Here is a 15295-nt window from a genome sequence, read left to right on the forward strand (position 1 = left end):
GGCCGTCAGGCGGCGGCCCGGTGACAGCCCTTGAGGTGGTCGTCGACCATGCCCGTGGCCTGCATCAGGGCGTAGGCGGAGGTGGGGCCGATGAACTTCACGCCGGCCTTCTTCAGCGCCTTGGCCATGGCGGTGGACTCCGGGGTGACGGTCGGGGTCTCGCTGAAGCTCCTGGGGCGTTCGGGGCGCTTGGGCGGGGCGAAGCTCCAGAGGAAGGCGTCGAGGCCGCCGTCGAGGTCCTGGACCACGTGGGCGTTGTGGATGGCCGACTCGATCTTGGCGCGGCTGCGGATGATGCCGGGGTCGGTCAGGAGGCGGTCGACGTCGGCCGGGGTGAGGGCCGCGACTTCGGCGATCCGGAAGTCGTGGAAGGCGGCGCGGAAGGCCTCGCGTTTGCGCAGGACGGTGATCCAGGCCAGGCCCGCCTGGAAGCCTTCGAGGGAGAGGCGTTCGAACATCGCGTCGTCGCCGTGGAGCGTGCGGCCCCATTCGGTGTCGTGGTACGCCGCGTAGTCGCCGCCCGTACCGGCCCAGCCGCAGCGCGCCAGGCCGTCCTCGCCGATCACCAGATCTTGCACGGGGTCCATCGTAGGGTGTGGGTCCGACAGGGGACGATGAGCGGACGCTACTGCGCGTCCGACTGCCACTTCACCGCGTGCTCGACCAGGGCCAGCAGCACGTTCACCGTCGAGTCCCGCCGCCGCGCGTCGCACAGCAGCACCGGGGTGCTGGACGGGATGGCCAGCGCCTCGCGCAGCGCGTCCTCGCTGTAGGTCTTGGCGCCGTCGAACTGGTTCACCGCCACGACGTGGGGCATGCCGCGGTGCTCGAAGAAGTCGATCGCGGCGAAGGCGTCGGCCAGGCGGCGCACGTCCGCCAGCACCACCGCGCCCACCGCGCCGCGCGCCAGCTCCTCCCACAGGAACCAGAAGCGCTCCTGGCCGGGGGTGCCGAACAGGTACAGGATCAGGTCGTCGGCCAGGGACAGGCGGCCGAAGTCGAAGGCGACGGTGGTCGCGGTCTTCGCGGGCACGCCGACCGTGTCGTCGATGCCGCGCCCCACCGAGGTCATCTCCGCCTCGGTGGTCAGCGGCTCGATCTCGGAGACCGAGCCGACCAGCGTGGTCTTGCCCACGCCGAACCCGCCGGCGACCAGGATCTTCGCCGTGGTCTGAACGGTGCTCTGCTCGTTAGCCATCGCCGCCCATTCGTGTCCCCCCGCCCATAAAGATCTGGAGAATGGTAGTGGACAACGATGTTCGACAGCATATTGGCAGTCGCGCGCGAGAAGTGTAGAACGTTTAGCAGGCCCCGCGGAAGGCCCCCGCGCAGGGCTCTGCCAAGGAGGTCGCCGTGACCGTCCCGATCGACTACGCCGAACGCATCCCCAACAACGTCGGCCTGGCCGGCGACCGCCGCCTGCAGCGCGCGCTGGAAGGCTGGCAGCCCAAGTTCCTCGACTGGTGGCGCGAGCTCGGCCCGGCTCTGCCCACCAAGGACGTCTACCTCCGCACCGCGATCGCCGTCGGCCGCGACGGCTGGGCGCACTTCGCGCACGTCCCCATGGAGCAGTACCGCTGGGGCATCTTCCTGGCCGAACGCGACCCGGACCGCGCCATCGCCTTCGGCCGCCACAAGGGCGAGCCGGCCTGGCAGCAGGTGCCCGGTGAGCACCGCGCGGTGCTGCAACGGCTGATCGTGATCCAGGGAGACACCGAACCCGCATCCGTCGAGCAGCAGCGGATTCTCGGGCGCACCGCCCCGAGTTTGTACGATCTTCGGAATCTGTTCCAGGTGAACGTTGAGGAAGGCCGCCACCTGTGGGCGATGGTCTACCTGCTCCACGCCTTCTTCGGGCGCGAAGGCCGCGAGGAGGCCGAGCAGCTGTTGCACCGCCACTCCGGCGATCATGACAGCCCTCGCATCCTCGGGGCCTTCAACGAGCAGACCACGGACTGGCTCCAGTTCTTCATGTTCACCTACTTCACCGACCGTGACGGCAAGTACCAGCTCGGCACGCTCAAAGAGTCGGGGTTCGACCCGTTGGCCCGCACCTGTGAGTTCATGCTCAAGGAAGAGGCGCACCACATGTTCGTCGGCACGACCGGCGTCCAGCGCATCGTGGAGCGCACGGCGCGGCTGATGGCCGAGCACGACACCGAGGACGTCCTCGGGTACGGCGGCATCCCCCTGCCGATCATCCAGCGCTACCTGAACTTCCAGTTCTCGGTGTCGCTCGACCTCTTCGGCTCCGAACAGTCCACCAATGCCGGCACCTACTACAGCGCCGGGGTGAAGGGCCGCTGGCAGGAGACCCGCCGCGACGACGACCACGTTCTGATCGGGGCCGAGCGCACGATGACGGTCGTCGAGGACGGCAAGCTGGTCGGCAAGTCCGTCCCGCTCCTCAATGCCCTGAATCTGGACCTCCGCGACGAGTACGTGGCCGACTGCGCGCGCGGAGTGAAACGCTGGAACCAGGTCCTGGCCGACGCCGGCCTCCCGCAGCGCCTGCACCTCCCGCACGAGGGCTTCCATCGCAAGGTCGGTGCCTACGCGGGCCACCACCTCGCCCCGGACGGCCGGATCCTCGACGCGGCGGCCTGGCAGACCCGCTCCCGCGACTGGCTGCCGACGCCCGAGGACCGCGCGGCCGTCGCATCCCTCATGCTCCCCGAATACGAACCCGGGCGTTTCGCCGCCTGGATCGCCCCGCCCCGCGCCGGCATCAACGATCGGCCGGTCGAGTTCGACTACGTGCACCTGGCCGAGGAGGGCATCGGATGACGGGCGTCGCCTTCGACACCGCGCCGGACCGCTACCGGCACTGGCGGCTGGCGATCGACGGCGCCGTCGCGACGCTGAGCCTGGCGGTCGCCGAGGACGGTGGCCTGGTGCCCGGCTACTCCCTCAAACTGAACTCGTACGACCTCGGCGTCGACATCGAGCTCTACGACGCGGTCCAGCGTCTCCGTTTCGAGCACCCGGAGGTGCGAGCGGTCGTGCTGACCGGCGGCCTGGACCGGATGTTCTGCGCCGGAGCCAACATCAGGATGCTCGCGCAGTCCTCCCACGGCTGGAAGGTGAACTTCTGCAAGTTCACCAACGAGACCCGGTGCGGGATCGAGGACGCCACGCGGCACTCCGGCCAGACGTGGATCGCCGCCGTCAACGGCCCGGCCGCCGGCGGCGGCTACGAACTCGCGCTGGCCTGCGAGCACATCGTGCTCGTGGACGACGGCTCCACGACGGTGTCCCTGCCGGAGGTGCCCCTGCTCGGCGTGCTGCCCGGCACCGGCGGCCTGACACGGCTCACCGACAAGCGCCACGTGCGCCGGGACCGTGCCGATGTGTTCGCCGCCAAGGCCGAGGGCTTCCGCGGCACGACCGCGCTGGAGTGGGGCCTGGTCGACGGCATCGCCTCGCCCGCGCGCTTCCCGGCCGAGGTGGCACGCGTCGCGAACCAGGCCGCCGCGCGCTCCGCACGTGCCGCGACCCGATCCGGCGACGCCAAGGGCATAGCCCTGACTCCGCTGGCACGGGTCGAGGAAGCCGATGCGCTGCGGTACCCGTACCTGACGATCGCGATCGACCGCGCCGAGCGCCGGGCCGACATCACGATCCTCGGCCCGGCCGACGCCCCGCCGTCCGGCGCGGAAGGCGTCCACGCCCAAGGCGCCGACTACTGGCCGCTGGCCCTCACCCGGGCGCTGGACGACGCGGTCCTCCGCCTGCGGACCAACGAGCCGGACATCGGCACGTGGACGCTGCGCACCAACGGCCGCGTCGACGCCGTCCTCGCATACGACGCCCAGCTCACGGACCTCGCCGACGACTGGCTCGTCCACGAGATCCGCCACTACTACAAGCGGACCCTCAAACGCCTCGACGTCACCAGCCGCAGCCTGTTCGCCGTCATCGAGCCCGGAAGCTGCTTCGCGGGCCTGCTGCTGGAGACGGCGTTGGCCTGCGACCGCCAGTACATGCTCGACGGCATATACGAGGACGTCGACCCGGACGCCGAACCCGCGACGCTCGTGGTGACGCCCGCGAACCTGGCGGCGTGGCCCACGGCCAACGGTCTCAGCCGCCTGGCCACCCGCTTCTGGGGCCGCGAGGACGGCATGGAGGTGGCGTCCCGCGTGGGGGAGCGCCTCGACGCGGCCGCCGCGGCCGAACTGGGACTGGTCACCTACGCCCTCGACGACCTCGACTTCGAGGACGAACTTCGGCTCGCGCTCCAGGAACGCGCCTCGCTCTCCCCGGACGCGCTCACCGGCCTGGAGGCCAACCTCCGCTTCGCCGGGCCGGAGACGATGGAGACGAAGATCTTCGGCCGCCTCACGGCCTGGCAGAACTGGGTGTTCGTCCGCCCGAACGCCTCCGGGCCGGACGGCGCGCTGTCACGCTACGGCTCGGGGGTGCCCGCGGAGTTCGACCATCGGAGGGTCTGACTACTCGCGGTCCGACGCCTCCCATGCGTGGCGGGCGGCGTCGTCCCATTCCGCGTGGCGGGTGTGGAACACCTCGACCGCCTTGGCGCCGCTCCACTCCTCCGGCAGCAGTTCGCGTGGCAGCTGCGGATCGAGGAACGGGAAGCGGCGCCACGCGTGGACCAGGCGGGTCTGGGCGCGGAGCGTCGCCGCGTCGCCCTCGGGGTGCAGGGAGCCGAAGTCGGCGACGAAGTCCTCGTAGCGGGCTTCGAGCGTGCTGAGATCCCACGCGCGCGCGACCATCGCGGGCTCGCTGCCGATCGCGCCGTGGGCGGCGGTGAAGGACAGGGCCTCGTGCAGGCCGAGGTCGTGCAGGACCGCGGCGGCCTCGGGCTCGCGCGCCGGGTGGGGGCTGATCCACACTCCGGGGTCGGGAGAGCCGAAGCCGGCCCAGGTGAGGCGGGTGCGGAGGCGCTGGCGCAGGTCGCGGCGGGGCTCGGGCACGGTGAGCAGGAGGACCAGCCAGCGGCCGTCCCAGGCCGGGGTCGCGCGGCCGAAGGCGTAGATGCGGGCGGCGCCCTCGGTGAGCAGGCGGTGGCCCTGGTCGGTCAGGGTCCACCGGACGCGGCGGCCGACGCGCTCGGAGACGATCCAGCCTTCGGCGGAGCTGCGGGTCAGGGCCTGGCGGGCCGCCTTCTCCTCGATGCCGAGGGTGGCCAGCGCCTGGACGACGGTCGAAGTCCAGGTCGGGCGGGCGCGGGGCAGGACGTACTCGCCGAGAAGCGTCATCAGGAGGGAACGGGCGCTGCCGGTGGCCAGTTCGCGACGGCGGGTCACCGGGGGCCGGGACACGTGTGGCTGCGGTGCTGACCCCTCCATGGCGGACCACGGTACCGCCACGAGTTTCGGCTGAGGGCGCGGGTTTCCGTCGCCTTGTGATCCAAGGCATATCGACCGGTCCAGCTGCGAATGAAATGCGGTGCGGGGATTTCGAGAATGATCTCTACGGAGAGTGATCAACAGCGGTGCGCAGTCCTGGTGCTATGTCCGCTTTTCGGTGCGGATTCCGTCGTTGACCAGCCTTGACGCCTCTTCCATCTATGTCTTTTCATATGCCGAACAAGCGCGCCGCTCACGGCCCGCACCCCCCCGGCACGGAGGCGATACCGAGCATGACCGAGATCATCACCCGGCCGTCGGACTCGGGAACCGCCGCCCCGACGGCGCCCCCGGCCGGCAAGCCCGAGCTGGCCCGCTCGCTCGGCCTGGTGGGCGCCGTCCTCCTCACGCTGTCCTGCCTGACGCCCGCCAGCTCGCTGTTCGTGATCGTCCCAGGCCTGTTCGCCACCCAGGGCACGGGCACCGCGCTGACCCTCGGCATCGCCGGGGTGCTGTGCGTGGGTGTCGCCTTCTGCTACTCCGAGTTCGGCACCCTGATCCCCTCCGCCGGCGGCGAGTACGCCATGGTCGGCTCGCTGATGGGCCGGGTCTCGGGCTGGCTCGCGTTCTTCCTGTCGGGCGTGGCGGCGTTCATCATCCCGCCGATCATCGCCATCGGGACCGGTGAGTACCTGCACGCCGCGATCCCGAGCCTGCCGATCAACGGCGCGGTGAGCGGCGCCGTGGTGATGGCAGCCTCGACCATCATGGGCGTGTTCGACCTGCGGGCCAACGCCTGGATCACCGGCGTCTTCCTGGTGCTGGAAGTGGTGGCCGCGGCCGTCGTGGCGTTCCTCGGCTTCAGCCACACCCACCAGTCGGTCGGCGCGCTGGTGCATCCCGTCGTCTCCGACGGTCAGCACACCTCCGCGCTGCCGCTGGCCACGATCATGGTCGGCCTCGCCGTCGCGCTGTTCGCCCTGCAGGGCTTCACCACCGCCGTCTACCTCGCCGAGGAGATCCAGGAGCCGCGCCGGAACGTCTCGCGCGCCGTGCTGTGGACGCTCGGGCTCGGCGCCGCCGTCGTCATCGTCCCGACCGTGGCCATCACGCTCGGAGCGGACGGCCCCGGGGCGCTGACCGGGGACACCTTCGACCTCATCGGCATGGTGAAGGGCTGGAGCGACTCGGCGGTCGGCAGCTTCGTCGCCCTGTGCATCGCCGCCGCGATCGTGAACGCCGCGATCGTCATGGTGATCCAGAACTCGCGGATCCTGTTCGCCTCGGCGCGCGACCGGGCCTGGCCGCAGCCGGTGAACAAGGCGCTGGGCACGGTCTCGCGGCGGTTCGGCGCGCCGTGGGTGGCGACGCTCGCCGTCGGCGCGCCCGGCACCGCGCTGTGCTTCGCCCCCGTCGACACGCTGAACGGCATCACCGGCGTGGCGGTGGCCGGGCTGTACCTGATCGTCGCCGTCGCGGCGCTGTTCGGCCGGAGCAGGGGGCACAAGGCGGGGGTCGAGGCCGCGCGGAACGCGTGGCGGATGCCGCTGTGGCCGGTGGTCCCGGTGCTGGTGATCGCCAGCCTGCTCGGGGTGCTGTTCGAGCTCTGGCGGACCCAGCCCTCCGACCTGTACTGGACGCTGGGCGCCACCGCCACGGCCGCTCTGTACTGGGTGTTCTACCTGCGGCCGCGCGGCGGCACCCGCTGGGTGATCGACGTGGACCCGGGGCAGCGCTGAGTTCGTGGGAAGCCGCGGAAGTGGGAAAACCCATTCCGGGAGGTGCCGGTCTCGCTACTATGCGTTGCTATGGGGGACGACCAGGCCGACGCCGGAGCCCGCGCACTGGCCTCCCGGATGCTGGAGCGCACCGAGGAGGTCGCTGCGGCTGTCGTCGCTCGCATCAACGCCCTGATCCCGGCTTACGCCGAACGGGTGCCGCTCGCCGAACTGCGCCGCTCGGTGGCCGAGCACTACCGGGTGGTCTTCCAGGGCCTGGTGGACCCGACCCTCGACGGTGACGCACCCGCCGACCTGGCCGGACGCGCGCGTGCCGCCGAGGGCGTGCCGATGTCGGCGGTGTTCGAGGCCTACCAGATCTTCCTGTCCTCCATCTGGGAGCACCTGTCCCAAGCCGCCGAGCGTGACGAGGTGGCGCCGCGGGTGGCGGTCCGGGCCGCGTCCGAGCTGTGGCGACGGCTTTCCGGCTTCACGGACGTGATGTCCGACAGCTACCGCGCCGAGCTGGAGGCCCGGATCCGCAGCCACGAGCAGCGCCGCTCGGCGCTGGTGCAGGCGCTGCTGGAGGGGCACCTGTCCGAACCGGAGCTGTGGGAGGCCGCGGACGTGCTGCGGCTCCCGCATCAGGGACCGTACGTGGTGATCGCGGCCCGGGTGGCCGGCGCCGGCGAACACGGCGTGGCCGGCATCGAGGACGGACTCCGCGAGCTCAGCATCACCTCGGCCTGGCGCCTGCTGCACGACGTCGAGATCGGCCTGGCCAGCCTCCCCGGCGCCGGAGACCAGCTGGACCAGCTGATCGAAGCCCTGACCAGCGGCAGCGCCGGCCGCGTCGGCATCAGCCCGCTGTTCGACGACCTCACCGGCACCGCCCAGGCGCTGAAGCTGGCGCGCATCGCCCTCCGCGGCGCGGACGGCACCGGCAAGGTCGTGGTCTTCGGCCGCGACTCCCTGTCCGTCGCCGCGGCGAGCGCCCCCGACGTGATGGCCCGCCTGGCGCGCGCGATCCTGTCCGGCCTGGAGCCGATGGCCGCCGAGGACCGGGCCGTCCTTCTGGACACGTTCGGGGCCTGGCTGAACCATGGGGGGTCCGCCGACGAGGCCGCTCGCCGGTTGTACGTGCACCCGAACACGGTGCGGTACCGATTGCGCCGCCTGGAGGAGCGCACCGGCCGGACGTTGTCCGATCCGCGGCATGTCGCCGAGCTGAGTTTGGCGTTCGAGGTGGATCGGGGGCGGGTGGCGGCTTTGGCAGAGGACGAGGGGGAGTAGGTTCCCGCTCGGAGCGGTGCCGCTTACCCCAGACCGCTGTCCCGCGTCGGCGAACGCGTATTCCGCGTCGCGTGCGGCGTCCACGTCGGGCACCTGCTCGGCCTTCCCAAGGGTGAGCCGACCTACGTCATTTATACGATTGCGCGAACTCACATATCTACGATGATCAATAGTAGAACCTGTCTCCGGGCCGGACGCGCGAGTGCCCGGCGGGGTAGCGGGGACGGATGGTTCGTCGATCCGGTCGACGGCCCCAGCGCGCCGTCGGCGGGTCGGGACGCTGGACCGCGGCGGGTTCACTGGGACCTGGCCCGCTGAGGGTCCCGTGTCGCGAGCAGGGTTCGACTCGGGAGGTGATCCCGGGCCGGACCCTCTTGTGTTCGCTACGGGTGATCGTAGGAGGCTGCGTAAGCCCCGGCCCTTGCCGCCGCTCCCGCTGCGCGTGCCGCGCGGTCGGCGGCCGCGGCGTCCAGCGGGTCACCGCTGACCAGGAAGCGGTAGTAGAGCGGCGCCGAGACCGCGCGGATGACCTCGGAGGCGTCAGTGCCCTGCGGCACCTCGCCACGTGCGATCGCCTGGTCCACGCACGGAGCCCACTCGGCGATGCGGGTCGCGTAGAAGCGGTGCAGCGCCGCGGCGGCGTCGGCATCGCAGGCCGCCGCGGTGATCACAGCTTTGAACAGGGCGCCGGACCGCGGGTCGGTCAGGGTTTTGTGGACGAGCCCGGCGTTGGCCCGCAGGTCGCCGTCGAGGGTGCCGGTCTCGGTGCGGGGCAGCGACTGCTCGGCCATGTCCAGCAGCAGATCCGCCACGAGGGCGGCGGGAGTGCCCCAGCGGCGGTAGACCGTCGTCTTGCCGATGTCCGCGCGGCGGGCGATGTCGGCGAGGTCGAGGGCGTCGAAGCCGGCCTCGATCAGGGCGTCCTCGGCCGCGCGCAGGGCGGCGGCCCTGGTGCGGGCGGTGCGGCCGCCGGGGCGGACGGTGCCGGGGCCGGCGGGGGATCCGTCCCCGGGGCCGCCGGGCACGCTCTGCTCACCACTCATAAACGGGACTCCAGTTCCTTTAGTGCCGATCCTTCTGCTACCGTCCTCGGTACATCCTAACGGAACTCAAGAACCGTTAGCGCTTCCCGGGAGACCCGCATGTCCACACTCGCCGCAGCCGCCGCACCTGTCGCGGCCTCCGCCGCCGAACGCATGTCACCTCGCCAGAAGGTGCTGCTCACCCTCCTCCTCGGCGCGCAGTTCATGATCGCCGTCGACTTCTCGATCCTGAACGTCGCCCTGCCCGAGGTCGGCGCCGGCCTCGGTTTCTCGCTCGCGAACCTCCAGTGGATCGCCACCGCCTTCGCCCTGGCCGCCGCCGGCTTCACGCTCCTGTTCGGCCGCGTCGGCGACCTCGTCGGACGCAAGCGGCTGTTCATCGCCGGGATGGCCGTGCTCGGCGGTGCCTCGTTGCTCGGAGGGCTCTCCGTCTCGCCGGGGATGCTGCTCACGGCCCGGGTGTTGCAGGGCCTTGCGACCGCGGCCGTCACGCCCGCCGGGCTCGCACTGCTGACCTCCTCCTTCGCCGAGGGCCGGCTGCGGGAGAAGGCGCTCGGTCTCAACGGCGCCCTGATGTCCGCCGGGTTCACCACCGGTGCCATCCTCGGCGGCGCGCTGACCAGTCTGCTGTCCTGGCGCTGGGCCTTCCTGATCAACGTGCCGGTGGCCGCCGCGGTGGTCGCCCTGGCTCCGCGCATAGTCCCCGACGCCCGTCCCGCCGAGCGCTCCCGCTTGGACGTCCCCGGCGCGGCCGCCGTCACCCTCGGCCTGCTGGCTCTGGTCTTCGGCCTGACCCAGGCCGGTGAGCACGGCTGGACCGGGCCGGTCGCCCTCGGCTCCCTGCTGGTCGGCGCCGTCCTGCTCGTCGTGTTCTGGTTCGCCGAGAAGCGTGCGGCCTCGCCGCTGGTCCCGCCGGCGGTCCTCACGCGCCGCACCGTCGTCTGGGGCAACGTCACCGGGTTGCTGGCGTTCGTCACCGAGACCTCGCTGGTCTTCCTGCTGACCCTGTACCTGCAGAAGGTCCTCGGCTACTCCGCGCTCAGCACCGGCCTGGCGTTCGGCGTGCTCGGCCTCGGCACCGTCCTCGGCGGCACGCTCGGCGGCCGCGCGGTCAGCCGCCTCGGAGCGCGCCGCACCATCGCCGTCGGCGGAGTGACGCAGGCCATTGCGACCCTAGCGCTGGTCGCGCTCGGGACGTCCTCGGCCGGGATCTGGCTGCTGCTCGCGGCCACCTTCGTCGGCGGCGTCGGGAACATGCTGGTGATCGTGGCCTTCATGGTCACCGCCACGTCCGGACTCCCGGCCGGGGAGCAGGGCCTGGCCACCGGCATCGCCACGATGTCCCAGCAGGTCGGGATCACGATGGGCACGCCGATCATGAGCGCGGTGGTCGCCGGGGCCTCCAGCGTGCTGCCCGGCGTCCGGCTGGCCATCGGCGTCAACGCCGCGCTCGTCCTGGTGGCGACGACGCTCGTGGTGGGAGCACTGCGCGGTCGACGGGACTGAAGGGCTCGGAGAGCAGGCGATCCCCGTGGGCATGGCGCGCGGGGATCACCTGCTCGACTTCTTCAGCGCGCCGGCGGCCGTTCCCCGGATCCTCGCGCGATCAGTGACACCGGCACCGTCACGGTCTCCACCGCCCGCTCCGGCTCGCCCAGCCGCGCCGTCATAAGCCGCAGTGCCGCCTGGGCCATCTCCGAAGTGTGCTGCGCGACCACGGTCAGCGGCGGATCGAGCAGACCGGCCAGCGGGAAGTCGTCGAAGCCGACCATCGCCGGCCGTTCCTCGCGCGGCACCTCGGCGGCCAGATGCGCCAGCACCGCGAGCGTGGTCGTGACGTTGCCGCAGACCAGCGCGGTCGCGCGCACCTCCGCCGAGAGCACGGCACGCACCGCCGCGCTGATCCGCGCCTGCTCCGTCTCCCCGCTGTGGACCAGGCCGTCCAGCGGGAGGCCGTCGGCGGTCGCGCAGGCTCGGAACGCCGCCGCGCGTTCGGCGCCGGTGAAGATGCGCTCGTGGTCGCCGATGTACGCGATCCGCTCGTGCCCGTGCGCGGCCAGCTGCCGGTAGGCCAGGCGCACGCCCTCGGAGTTGTCGGACAGCACCGCGTCGGTCGGGGGTCCGCTCACCGGCCGGTCCACCGCCACCACCGCCAGCCCTGAGGCGATCTCCGGCGCCAGGTACGAGTGGTCCGTGCCGATCGGCTCCATCAGCACGCCGTCGAACCCGCGGTGTGCCATCGACAGCACCACCGCGCGCTCCCGGGCGACGTCGTCCGCGGTCGAGGCGCCGAACACCACCAGCCCCGAGGCGTGCGCGCCCAGTTCGAACTCGGCCAGCACCGGGTTGCGCGCCGACATCTCCCGGGCGGCCACCCCGACCGTCCGGCTGGTGCCGCGCCGCAGCTGCCGCGCCTGCTCGTCCGGGCGGTAGCCCAAGGTGTCGATCGCGGCCCGCACCCTGCGCGCGAACTCCGCACCCACCGTCGGGTCCTGGTTCACCACCCGCGACACGGTGCTCAGCGCCACGCCCGCTTCGCGGGCGACGTCCACCATGGTCGGGCGGCGGGAGCGGCGCCCAGAAGACTTCGTCACGGCTTGACGATACGGCGCGATCGCCGCCGGGCGACTCGCGGCACAGGGCCGCGCTTTCCGGTTCGCCGTCGCGGCAAAGGGTTGACGGATAGCCTCGGCGGGGTGACAGAGACGGACCGGCCGGCCTCCGGGGGAGACGGCCAGGACGACGGGGACCTCGCTTCACGCCCGCGCTCGGTGGTCCACGGCCCGCTGCCGTGGATCGCGGGCGGCGTCTTGATCCTCGCGCAGCTGATGATCGTCGTGCTCGTCGGCGGACGGGCGCGCACGCTCGGCGCGGTGCTGCTGGCCGTGGCGACGCTGGCGGCGGTGGCCGCCGTCACCAGGCCGCCCGGCGGCCGGTGGCGCGCTCGCCGAGGCCGATCCCGTCCGGATCGGCGCCGACGTTGACCTCCTTGCGGGCCTCGCCGAGGGCGGCGCGCCGCCTCGTGCGGGCGCTGCGCTGTGCGGCGGCGTAGGCGCCGTCGATCATGCCGCAGGCGCCTAATACGGAGAAGCGGTTTTCGTCCGCTCCCGGATCACCCGCTCCACCGCCTCCGACGCACCGAGCGCGGCGGCTCCGGTCAGCACCGCGCCGTCGCCGAGCGCCGACACCTCCAGCCGCGGCGGGTACGGCAGCCGCTCCTGGAGCAGCGCGGCCACCCGGTGCAGCAGCAGGTCGCCGTTCAGGCCGATGCCGCCGCCGAGGATGACCAGCTCCACGTCCGCGACCGCGGCGAGCACCGCGATGTAGGCGCTGATGCGGCGTGCCACTTCGTCGACGACCGCGGCGGCGGCCGGGTCGCCGGCGCGGGCGCGGTCGAAGAGGAGCTCGGTGGTCAGTTCGGCGCCCGGTGCGGCGGCGCCCGGCCCCAGCAGTTCTGTCGCGTGCGGCGCCGCGTACTCCAGGATCGCGGCGGCGCACGGGTCGTTGTCCGCGAAGCCCTGGGCGTCGAAGGCGTTGTCCAGCTCGCCGGCCGCGCCGCTGAAGCCGCGGTGCAGGTGCCCGTGCAGGACCAGACCCGCGCCGACGCCGGTGCCGACCGACAGGAAGGCGAAGCTCTCGGCCGCGGCCCCGGTGCCGTGGGTGTTCTCGCCGAGGGCGGCCAGGTCGATGTCGTTCTCGACGGTGACCGGGACGCCGAGCGCCGCCTCCAGCTCGGCGACGACCGCGAAGCCGTTCAGGGCCGGGATGTTCAGCGCCTGCCAGACCCGGCCGGTGTGGCGGTCGACGACGCCGGGCACGCCCGCCACCGCGTACCGCACCGTCCCCGCGTCGACGCCGGCCTCCGCGATCAGCGTGGCGGCCAGCTCCGCCGCCGCGGCGACCATGCGCGGGGCGTCCAGGCCGCGCACGTCCACGTCCCGGCGGGCCGCGATCGCCGCGCCCGGACCGGCCAGCACGCCGCGCAGCCGGTGCGCGCCGAGGTCCAGCGCCAGCGCGTGCACGCCGTCCGGCTTCGGCCCGAAGAACACGGCGCCGTGCGAGGGGTCGCGTGCGGTGTCCGGCGACTCGGTGACCAGGCCGATCGCGAGCAGCTCCTCCAGCAGCACCGAGACCGTCGGCTTGGAGATCCCGGTGAGCCGGGCGATCTCGGCGCGGGAGATCGGGTGGCCGCCCTCGATCACCGACCACACGGTCCGGATGTTCATCTCCCGGAGGGTGGTCGCGGTGACGCCGGCGGCGGGCCGCGGTGCACGGGTGTTCATGCAGGGCAGCGTAGGGCGTGCGGCGTCACATGGAGCCGGTCCGCCCGACGCGCACCATCGCGCCGTCCGGGTCGACGACCGCGAACAGCGTCGGCCCGTAGACCGCCGGCACCGGGACGTCCAGGCACTCCAGGCCGTCGTGGAGCCACTTCTCGCGCAGTTCCTCGGGCTCCTCGACCCGCAGGTACCAGCCGCCGGCGTTGGTCTCGGGATCGATGTCCGGAGCCGGGTAGAAGTGGGCCTCGGCGTCGTCGTAGCGCAGGCGCAGATAGTCGTCGGCGGCGTCCACGACCGTGAAACCCAGGAAACAGTAGAACGCGCGGGTGCGTTCCAGGTCGGCACTGGGCAGGATCGGGACGGATGTCGCCATGGTCCCAGCCAAAGCCCGGCCCGGCTTCGGAGCCAGGGGTTCTCACGTGATCCTCACGCTCCATCCGGGCTTCCTCACGCCGTTTCCACGCGGCTCGCGCCCGGCGGACCGGAGATCCACGCGCCGGCCGTGGACCTCCGGACGTCGACCGGGATCAGCTGGTGAACGGCTCCCACTTCTTGCTGAAGTACCAGGTGGTCTGCGCTATGCCCGAGCAGTTGTCGGCGCCGGCCTTGCCCACGCAGCCGCCGTTGTCGCGCTGCGAAGCCCACATCGAGATCTCGTTAACGCCCTTGCTCTGGGCCCAGTTCAGCACGGTGGTCGCGTCGGCCTCGGTGAACGTCTCGGCCTTGCCGTAGTCGTCGATGCCGGGCATCTCGGTGACGCCGACCATCGCCCACAGCTGCGCGGTGGTCTTCGTCGGGTACAGCGAGTGCAGGTAGCTCTCCAGCCCGGCGCCCGCGGTCTCGGTGGCCTGGGCCATCTCGTGCGAGCCGCCGGTGTAGTAATCGAAGGTCATGATGTTGACGACGTCGACCCGCGTGCCGTTGGACTTGGCGTTGCTGAGGACGTACTTGCCGCCGGAGTCCAGGCCGTCGGTGTTGGTCGGCAGCGTGTAGGAGACCTGCAGCGACCGGCCCGCCGCCGAGGCCCACGCCTCGACCTGCTTCAGGGCCTTGTTGCGCCGGTCGATGCCGGCCTTGTTGGTCAGCGAGTCCTGCTCCACGTCGAAGTCGATGCGGTGCAGGTTGTACTTGCTGACGACGTTCTCGATCGCCGAGGCGATGGATGAGACGCTGGTGCAGCTGTCGGCGATCTCGGTGTTCGTGGTGTCGGCGGTGTAGCCGCCGAAGGACGGGATGACGTCGCCGCCGCGCGAGCGGATGGTGCTGATCGAGGAGGCGAAGGTGGAGCCGATGGGCTGGCCGGTGTCGCCGTTCCAGTAGACGGTGCAGGACCCGGACTTGCTGGTCTGCACGAACGCCATCGACAGGTACTTCGCGCCGGAGTTCTGCGCGATCGTCGCCGGGTCGTCCCCGGTGTACGCCTCGAAGTAGGGGGCGAAGACGTGTGCCGGCAGCGCCGCCGCGGCGACCGTGCTGACCGTGCCGGCCGGGCTGGCCTGCGCGGATGTCGCGCCCGCGGTCAGCGTCACACCGAGCGCCGCGGTGGAGGTGGCGACGGCCGCGGCGGCCAGCCGGAAGCCCCGGCGGCGTCCGGCGGGGCGGGGTGCGGAGAGCTCTGTCATGGCTGCGGATCTCCTTGGGGAGGGCGG

General features: G+C 72.0%; 13 protein-coding genes and 1 pseudogene. 6 read left to right on the forward strand and 8 right to left on the reverse strand.

Translation table 11 applies throughout. The features are described 5' to 3' along the window. Positions 1-5: 5 nt before the first annotated feature. Both ABD466_RS11900 and ABD466_RS11905 read right to left on the reverse strand, forming a co-directional pair. Positions 6-578, reverse strand: coding sequence for a DNA-3-methyladenine glycosylase I (locus ABD466_RS11900; protein WP_344657040.1), 573 nt, complete (start codon positions 576-578; stop codon positions 6-8). Between the two features lie 47 nt (positions 579-625). Beyond that, the gene (locus tag ABD466_RS11905; protein WP_344657041.1) at positions 626-1198 is read right to left on the reverse strand and encodes a GTP-binding protein; all 573 of its coding nucleotides are present in this window, start codon (positions 1196-1198) and stop codon (positions 626-628) included. Positions 1199-1353: 155 nt separating this feature from the next. On the opposite strand from ABD466_RS11905, the gene boxB reads away from it, so the two are divergent. Next, entirely contained in the window at positions 1354-2787 is a 1434-nt protein-coding gene (boxB, locus tag ABD466_RS11910; RefSeq protein ID WP_344657042.1) for a benzoyl-CoA 2,3-epoxidase subunit BoxB, read from the forward strand. After that, the gene (gene boxC / locus ABD466_RS11915) at positions 2784-4454 is read left to right on the forward strand and encodes a 2,3-epoxybenzoyl-CoA dihydrolase (protein WP_344657043.1); all 1671 of its coding nucleotides are present in this window, start codon (positions 2784-2786) and stop codon (positions 4452-4454) included. The genes boxB and boxC overlap by 4 nt, the downstream gene beginning before the upstream one ends. On the opposite strand, the gene ABD466_RS11920 is transcribed toward boxC, so the two are convergent. Further along, positions 4455-5312, reverse strand: a complete 858-nt coding sequence (locus ABD466_RS11920) for a PaaX family transcriptional regulator (protein WP_344657044.1) — start codon at positions 5310-5312, stop codon at positions 4455-4457. Positions 5313-5605: 293 nt separating this feature from the next. Here ABD466_RS11920 and ABD466_RS11925 point away from each other — a divergent pair, with 293 nt between their 5' ends. Further along, entirely contained in the window at positions 5606-7051 is a 1446-nt protein-coding gene (locus ABD466_RS11925; protein ID WP_344657045.1) for an APC family permease, read from the forward strand. A 69-nt stretch (positions 7052-7120) separates the two neighbouring features. Beyond that, positions 7121-8323: a PucR family transcriptional regulator gene (locus ABD466_RS11930; RefSeq protein WP_344657046.1), complete on the forward strand. Its 1203-nt coding sequence runs from the start codon at positions 7121-7123 to the stop codon at positions 8321-8323. A gap of 383 nt (positions 8324-8706) precedes the next feature. On the opposite strand, the gene ABD466_RS11935 is transcribed toward ABD466_RS11930, so the two are convergent. Next, the gene (locus tag ABD466_RS11935) at positions 8707-9366 is read right to left on the reverse strand and encodes a TetR/AcrR family transcriptional regulator (RefSeq protein WP_344657047.1); all 660 of its coding nucleotides are present in this window, start codon (positions 9364-9366) and stop codon (positions 8707-8709) included. Between the two features lie 99 nt (positions 9367-9465). Here ABD466_RS11935 and ABD466_RS11940 point away from each other — a divergent pair, with 99 nt between their 5' ends. Further along, positions 9466-10872: an MFS transporter gene (locus ABD466_RS11940; protein WP_344657048.1), complete on the forward strand. Its 1407-nt coding sequence runs from the start codon at positions 9466-9468 to the stop codon at positions 10870-10872. A 62-nt stretch (positions 10873-10934) separates the two neighbouring features. On the opposite strand, the gene ABD466_RS11945 is transcribed toward ABD466_RS11940, so the two are convergent. Then, a complete protein-coding gene (locus ABD466_RS11945; RefSeq protein ID WP_344657049.1) occupies positions 10935-11960 on the reverse strand; it encodes a LacI family DNA-binding transcriptional regulator in 1026 nt (341 codons plus the stop codon). A 102-nt stretch (positions 11961-12062) separates the two neighbouring features. Between ABD466_RS11945 and ABD466_RS11950 the strand changes: the two genes are divergently transcribed. Then, complete coding sequence (locus ABD466_RS11950) at positions 12063-12350, forward strand: hypothetical protein (RefSeq protein ID WP_344657050.1); 288 nt, start codon at positions 12063-12065, stop codon at positions 12348-12350. Positions 12351-12443: 93 nt separating this feature from the next. On the opposite strand, the gene ABD466_RS11955 is transcribed toward ABD466_RS11950, so the two are convergent. The 3 genes and pseudogenes from ABD466_RS11955 to ABD466_RS11965 all read right to left on the reverse strand — a co-directional run. Beyond that, positions 12444-13649, reverse strand: a complete 1206-nt coding sequence (locus tag ABD466_RS11955) for an ROK family transcriptional regulator (RefSeq protein ID WP_344657051.1) — start codon at positions 13647-13649, stop codon at positions 12444-12446. Positions 13650-13674: 25 nt separating this feature from the next. Beyond that, positions 13675-14019, reverse strand: coding sequence for a VOC family protein (locus tag ABD466_RS11960; RefSeq protein WP_344657052.1), 345 nt, complete (start codon positions 14017-14019; stop codon positions 13675-13677). A 160-nt stretch (positions 14020-14179) separates the two neighbouring features. Further along, positions 14180-15268 (reverse strand): annotated as a pseudogene (locus ABD466_RS11965) (chitinase); the annotation flags it as partial. Between the last annotated feature and the right edge of the window lie 27 nt (positions 15269-15295).

The organism is Catenulispora subtropica (assembly GCF_039531675.1).
Lineage (GTDB): Bacteria > Actinomycetota > Actinomycetes > Streptomycetales > Catenulisporaceae > Catenulispora > Catenulispora subtropica.

Bases quoted from the DNA above. Each gene is read 5' to 3' on its own strand.
- ABD466_RS11920 (WP_344657044.1), bottom strand. From the start codon at position 5,312: ATGGAGGGGTCAGCACCGCAGCCACACGTGTCCCGGCCCCCGGTGACC.
- ABD466_RS11955 (WP_344657051.1), bottom strand. From the start codon at position 13,649: ATGAACACCCGTGCACCGCGGCCCGCCGCCGGCGTCACCGCGACCACC.
- boxC (WP_344657043.1), top strand. From the start codon at position 2,784: ATGACGGGCGTCGCCTTCGACACCGCGCCGGACCGCTACCGGCACTGG.
- ABD466_RS11905 (WP_344657041.1), bottom strand. From the start codon at position 1,198: ATGGCTAACGAGCAGAGCACCGTTCAGACCACGGCGAAGATCCTGGTC.
- ABD466_RS11925 (WP_344657045.1), top strand. From the start codon at position 5,606: ATGACCGAGATCATCACCCGGCCGTCGGACTCGGGAACCGCCGCCCCG.
- ABD466_RS11940 (WP_344657048.1), top strand. From the start codon at position 9,466: ATGTCCACACTCGCCGCAGCCGCCGCACCTGTCGCGGCCTCCGCCGCC.
- ABD466_RS11930 (WP_344657046.1), top strand. From the start codon at position 7,121: ATGGGGGACGACCAGGCCGACGCCGGAGCCCGCGCACTGGCCTCCCGG.
- ABD466_RS11935 (WP_344657047.1), bottom strand. From the start codon at position 9,366: ATGAGTGGTGAGCAGAGCGTGCCCGGCGGCCCCGGGGACGGATCCCCC.
- ABD466_RS11960 (WP_344657052.1), bottom strand. From the start codon at position 14,019: ATGGCGACATCCGTCCCGATCCTGCCCAGTGCCGACCTGGAACGCACC.